Raw genomic sequence first — 5,398 nt, forward strand, 5'->3', positions numbered from 1 at the left:
ATAGATTTTGATGACATTTTTGGTGATTTACTGTTTCTCAAATGCCTTTTTTCACTTTATCTGTTTGTTTTGATGCTCCCTTTGATTTTCATCTCCGTAATTTCCCTCTGTAACATTTTGGGGTGCGGAATGTGGGATAGATGATTTCAACCTAGCTATCAAGATTAATCCTAACTTTGCCTATGCCTACCACAACCGGGGAAGTGTCCGTTCTGAATTAGGAGATAAGCCAGGAGCAATAGATGATTACAACCAAGCTATCAAGATTAATCCTAACTATGCCAAAGCCTACCGCAACCGGGGATATGTTTATTATCAACTTGGTGACAAACAAAAAGCCAGAGAAGACCTGCAACGAGCAGCGCAATTGTTCATGGCTCAAGGAAATACTGCTCTTTATGAACAAACAATGGCTTTTTTAAAAGAGTTGTAGGGAGTTTCTTTGGTGATGTTAATCCCTCGTTCCCTGGCTCTGCCGGGGAATGCCCACAGGAGGCTCTGCCTCCACTATATTCACTGTATTTGAGGCAGAGCCTCAAACTCCCATTCCCAGCCGGAGTCTGGGAACGAGTTCAGGATTAACAGGATGTGATTTTTCCCTCGTTCCCTGGCTCTGCCGGGGAATGCTCACGGGAGGCTCTGCATGACAACAATAATATTTTGTCTGAATCAGGATGTCCAGGATTTAAGGATTAACAGGATGTTTGATAATGGTTGGGTTGATGAGTTTTTGGGAATGTTTGATATCTGTTTTTCTATGATCTTGTTAATAACCTGACTATATATGGCGACACAGATTTCCACCATAATTTAATGATAGGCTAAATTCAGAAATTTGTCAAGGGGTAGTTAAGGATAATCTTGACAATATTGAGATAATAAAAATCCTGTACATCCTTACATCCTGATTCAGACAATTAATATGTTGAAACAACAGTAAATACCCATCCTGTACATCCTTAAATCCTGGATATCCTGATTCAGACAATTAATATGTTAAAATAACAGTAAATACCCATCCTGTACATCCTTACATCCTGGACATCCTGATTCAGACAATTAATATGTTAAAATAACAGTAAATACCCATCCTGTACATCCTTAAATCCTGGATATCCTGATTCGTTTAATTCTGCAAATTTAATTGTTTTACCAAATGCACCAATTCCGGTAAAATCAACTTTTCCATCCCCAGTCGTACAGCATTACTAGAACCAGGAAGAGAAAAAATGATTTTGCTTTGATAAACGCCAGCGACAGCGCGGGAAGCCATAGCGCGAGAACCAATTTCTTGATAACTTAAAAACCGAAATAATTCCCCAAATCCTGGTAAAGTCTTTTCTAATAGCTTTTCTAAAGCATCATAAGTAGTATCCCTGGGAGCAATTCCCGTTCCTCCATTAAAAATTACAGCATTGATACGAGTATCTTCGCCCAAGGCTGTCATTTGGGATTGAATTTCTTTAGGTTCATCTTTGATAATCTGATACAATGCCACAGTGTGATCATCTGCTAAAAGTAGTTCTTTAATTAATTGACCACTTTTATCTGTATCTGGGGAACGGGTATCACTGACGGTAATCACCGCACAACTTACAGAAACTTGCTGTGTATTGGGGTGTGGTTGAAATTCCATAATAGATGTTATGTATTTTAGCCAATGACCACTGTACGGGCGAAGCATTTGGAGAACTATTTTTGGCAATGACTGATAATTTATTTTCCAAATGCTTCGCCCCTACTGACCACTGTACGGGCGAAGCATTTGGAGAACTATTTTTGGCAATGACCGATAATTTATTTTCCAAATGCTTCGCCCCTACTGACCACTGACTAATGACTAATTAAGACTTACTCAATCCTAGTCCATTGTCCTCAGCGTAACGATTCATGAAGCGCATAAAACGATCCCACTCATCATTAGAATTCATCACATAAATTGCTTCTAAGGATTCAGGTTTACCGTTGACAAATTTACCCTGAACGTTACGAATAACGATTTCCCCTTCTTCGTCAATCAAATATAAACCAGTAACTTCATCTGTGCCATCTTGCGCCAATATATCAGGATTGGTGAAGATAAATGTTGCCGTACCGCTTTCACCTTGTTTTGCTCTTGTCAACCGAACATCTGGAACTACTGTTTCTTCAATACCTTTAGCAAACTGAATTTTCGCCATGATGAGTCAATTTAAAGTTTTGTGATCATTTTGTAATATTCTCTCATCATAGAGCAATTTCCTAGCAGGCATTTTACCAATGGTAATTAAATCTAGTTCACAATTCCGATTTAAACGCCGTTTATTTACTACAGCGTTGATCATTGTAGTTGGTATATTCATCACTCTGACTAACCATTCTAGCCCCGCTACACCTGTTACTAAAACCAAAAACGTCATTCTGATGATTGGGGATGGTATGGGCTGGGAAATGGCTCGCGCTGGGGCTATGGCTAAAGGATATAATTATACTTCTGGTAAGGGGGAAGGACTGAGTTTTCAAACTCTGGATAATTACGCCCTTGCTACCACCTATGGTACTACCATTGCTCCTGGTAATGGAGTTTTCAGCACGGGTAACTCTGCGTTATCAAACTCTAATCCGATTACAGGTGCTAGTCCGATTCTACCAGGGTTTAAATTCCAACCTCAATTTAATCCTGGCGATAAACCATCTGGAGGGGGGAAAAATCTTAATCCTAATGCAGTGGGTAATTTAGTGGGTTATGATCCTCAACGTGGGGGAATAAATCCTTGGACTCCTGGTAATGATCCTGAGTATATTAAGTATAGTTATCCTGATTCTGCCAATACAGCGACTACTTTGTACACAGGAGTCAAAAGCTATAACAATGCTATTTCCGTTGATATATTTGAAAAACCTTTAGAAACCATTCTCAAAACTGCGGCTGATCATGGTAAATCTACGGGGATTGTGACTTCTGTTCCTATTGATCATGCTACACCGGGAGCAGCAGCAGCAAACGTGAATCGTCGCAATAAATATGATGGTGATTATCCGACTTTAGATAATATTCTCCAGCAGGAACTTCGCATATATCAACCAACTGTAATTTTAGGTGGTGGTCATCCTCTCACAGGTGCTAGTAGTCAACCTCTGCCTACGGGTGTAGAACCGCCAACTAAGTTTGAATATATCACTAAAACGACCTATGCAGAATTGAGTAAAAACCCCAATCAAAACCGCTATAACTACACATTTTTAGAACGGGGAAAAGATGCGGCTGATAAGTTAGGGACTACTGCGGCTAAATTAGATCCAAATATGGGCGATCGCTTGTTAGGATTATATGGAGCTAGGGGACAAGAGGGAAATCTCCCTGTAAGTACCGCTAATGGTGATTACAGTAATACAGGTTTGAGTATCTTTTCCCTGTTTGGTTCTCAAGGAAAAAACCCCGATACAGTTCGGCCTCTACTTGCTGGAGAAACCGATAAATCTTTTATTGCGAAAGAAATTAATGAAAATCCCACACTCAATGATTTAACCAAAGCAGCTTTAGCAGTTTTATCTAAAGACAAAGATGGATTTTGGTTAATGGTAGAAGGTGGTGATATTGATTGGGCTGCCCATGATGATAATATAGATAATATGATCGGGACAGTATTGGATTTTGATAAAGCTGTAAAAACAACAATTGACTGGATTAAAAATAATGGTGGTTGGGAAAATAATCTGTTGATTGTTACTGCTGATCATGATCATTATCTGACTTTAAATCCCAACTTTTCCGAACTGCTGAAAGAAAAAAGTGCAGAAGCTTTAACTGCTGAATCTGATTCCATGAAAGCGGGTCATTTTTGGGGTTCTAATCCTAATATAAAGTACGGTTGGGGAAATCATGGCAATCGTCCAGTTCCTGTTTATTATCAAGGTAAAGGTGCAGAAGTTTTAACTAATTCTGTCGGTAAAGGTTTTCAACTTTATGGTGATGATATTCCTGGTATTGGGGGTTTAGTAGACCAAATTCACATTTATCAGACTCAACGGAAAGCAATGGGCAATAGGTAATAGGTAATAGGTAATAGGTAATAGGTAATAGGCAATACAAGAAAGTTCTTAACCAATGACCAATGACCAATGACCAATGACCAATGACCATTCAACCATCAGTTATCCTGTTCTGACTCATCAGGAGATTAAATCAGGGGATCGCTTGCATAATTGTTCACAATTTGTTACAAAAATATAAAGAACTTCTAGAGACTAAAACCTAATGTTCGCCGGACTTACTGGTTTAACAGATACCAAAAGCACCGATTGGGGAGAGCGAATGCTCAATACAGTCGCCAGCCAAACGATTCGCCACCTGTTTACCCAAAGCGAGTCGGTAGAAGTCTTTGTGCGCTGCTATCCCTCCAGCAAACTGTTGCAAGGCAGCATTGATAGCTTTAAAATGAACGGTCGCGGCTTAGTAATTCGCAAAGATTTCGCAGTTGAGGAAATGTCCTTTGAAACCGACGCTGTAGCCATTGACTTCGGCTCGGTTTTAAGTGGCAAACTTACTCTCAAACAACCCACCCAAGCAGTAGCCCAGGTGATTTTATCAGAAGAAGGCATTAATCGAGCTTTTGAGTCGGAATTGGTGAAAAAGCGGCTGCTGAACCTTTCTGAACCCACTTTGATTGCCATATCTGGTGGTGAACCAGTTTCTTTTACCGAAGTTGAAGTCAAGTTATTACCTGAAAATCGCTTGCATTTGGTAGCTAAAGCCGATTTAAACAACGGTGAACTCATACCCCTAAGTATGACCATTGGTGTCGGAATTGAAAGAAGAAGGCGGGTTTCTTTCAAAGAACCTAAGATTGAACTTGAGGGAGTTCCAGAAGCACAAAGAGAAATTTCCCAGACTTTAAGTCTGGCATTGGTAGAAATTTTGGATAATATGGTTGATTTAGATCGCTTTGATTTAGATGGGGTAAAAATGCGACTAAATCGTTTAGAAACAGAAGGTCAAAGATTGATTTTTAGTGGTTATGCGGAAATAGAAAGAATTCCTCACAGTTCTTAACAATTCTGAAAATTGAGAAAAAATTAACGCCGCCTAGTTGACACTGGGCGGCATTTTAATTTTTATAGAAGTCAGGAGTATGGCTAACGCCACGCTTCGCTATCAGGAGTTCAGGACGAAGAAGAAAGAAGAAAATTTCTCCCCTACCTCCCCAGCACACCGTTCTGATTCTTCTAAATCAACATAATTTTTTGCCCAGCCATGAAATTTTTCCACCAGTTTATTGAACCCACCTTCCGCACCCTAAACTGTCACACAACGAAAAATGGTCGTTTGGGGATTTGATATTAGCGATCGCCACCTAAGATTTCGACGATTTTGTATCAAAATTATCCTCACAGGTATTCAAAAATCCGAAATTACCGA

6 protein-coding genes are annotated in these 5,398 nt (G+C 39.6%); 3 read left to right on the top strand and 3 right to left on the bottom strand.

The annotated features are described in order from the left end of the window. The first annotated feature begins 157 nt into the window (after positions 1–157). Positions 158–433, top strand: coding sequence for a tetratricopeptide repeat protein (locus tag PN450_RS08285; RefSeq protein WP_417033738.1), 276 nt, complete (start codon positions 158–160; stop codon positions 431–433). Between the two features lie 693 nt (positions 434–1,126). On the opposite strand, the gene PN450_RS08290 is transcribed toward PN450_RS08285, so the two are convergent. Genes PN450_RS08290 through psb28 form a run of 3 tightly spaced genes read right to left on the bottom strand, consistent with a single transcriptional unit; the run spans position 1,127 to position 2,180 of the window. Further along, positions 1,127–1,636, bottom strand: coding sequence for a MogA/MoaB family molybdenum cofactor biosynthesis protein (locus PN450_RS08290; protein ID WP_168697391.1), 510 nt, complete (start codon positions 1,634–1,636; stop codon positions 1,127–1,129). Further along, positions 1,569–1,808 (bottom strand): hypothetical protein, encoded by a 240-nt coding sequence (locus PN450_RS08295; RefSeq protein ID WP_271835977.1) that lies wholly within the window; start codon positions 1,806–1,808, stop codon positions 1,569–1,571. Before PN450_RS08295 ends, PN450_RS08290 begins: the two co-directional genes overlap by 68 nt. 36 nt (positions 1,809–1,844) lie before the next feature. Further along, positions 1,845–2,180 (bottom strand): photosystem II reaction center protein Psb28, encoded by a 336-nt coding sequence (gene psb28 / locus PN450_RS08300; RefSeq protein ID WP_015081114.1) that lies wholly within the window; start codon positions 2,178–2,180, stop codon positions 1,845–1,847. 79 nt (positions 2,181–2,259) lie between these two features. Between psb28 and PN450_RS08305 the strand changes: the two genes are divergently transcribed. Both PN450_RS08305 and PN450_RS08310 read left to right on the top strand, forming a co-directional pair. Further along, a complete protein-coding gene (locus PN450_RS08305) occupies positions 2,260–4,032 on the top strand; it encodes an alkaline phosphatase (protein WP_271835978.1) in 1,773 nt (590 codons plus the stop codon). A 205-nt stretch (positions 4,033–4,237) separates the two neighbouring features. Beyond that, positions 4,238–5,032, top strand: a complete 795-nt coding sequence (locus PN450_RS08310; protein WP_148766221.1) for an LmeA family phospholipid-binding protein — start codon at positions 4,238–4,240, stop codon at positions 5,030–5,032. Positions 5,033–5,398: the final 366 nt, after the last annotated feature.

This window comes from Dolichospermum lemmermannii CS-548, from assembly GCF_028330815.1.
In the GTDB taxonomy this organism is placed as follows: Bacteria; Cyanobacteriota; Cyanobacteriia; order Cyanobacteriales; family Nostocaceae; genus Dolichospermum; species Dolichospermum lemmermannii.

Bases quoted from the DNA above. Each gene is read 5' to 3' on its own strand.
- PN450_RS08305 (WP_271835978.1), top strand. From the start codon at position 2,260: ATGGTAATTAAATCTAGTTCACAATTCCGATTTAAACGCCGTTTATTT.
- PN450_RS08290 (WP_168697391.1), bottom strand. From the start codon at position 1,636: ATGGAATTTCAACCACACCCCAATACACAGCAAGTTTCTGTAAGTTGT.
- PN450_RS08310 (WP_148766221.1), top strand. From the start codon at position 4,238: ATGTTCGCCGGACTTACTGGTTTAACAGATACCAAAAGCACCGATTGG.
- psb28 (WP_015081114.1), bottom strand. From the start codon at position 2,180: ATGGCGAAAATTCAGTTTGCTAAAGGTATTGAAGAAACAGTAGTTCCA.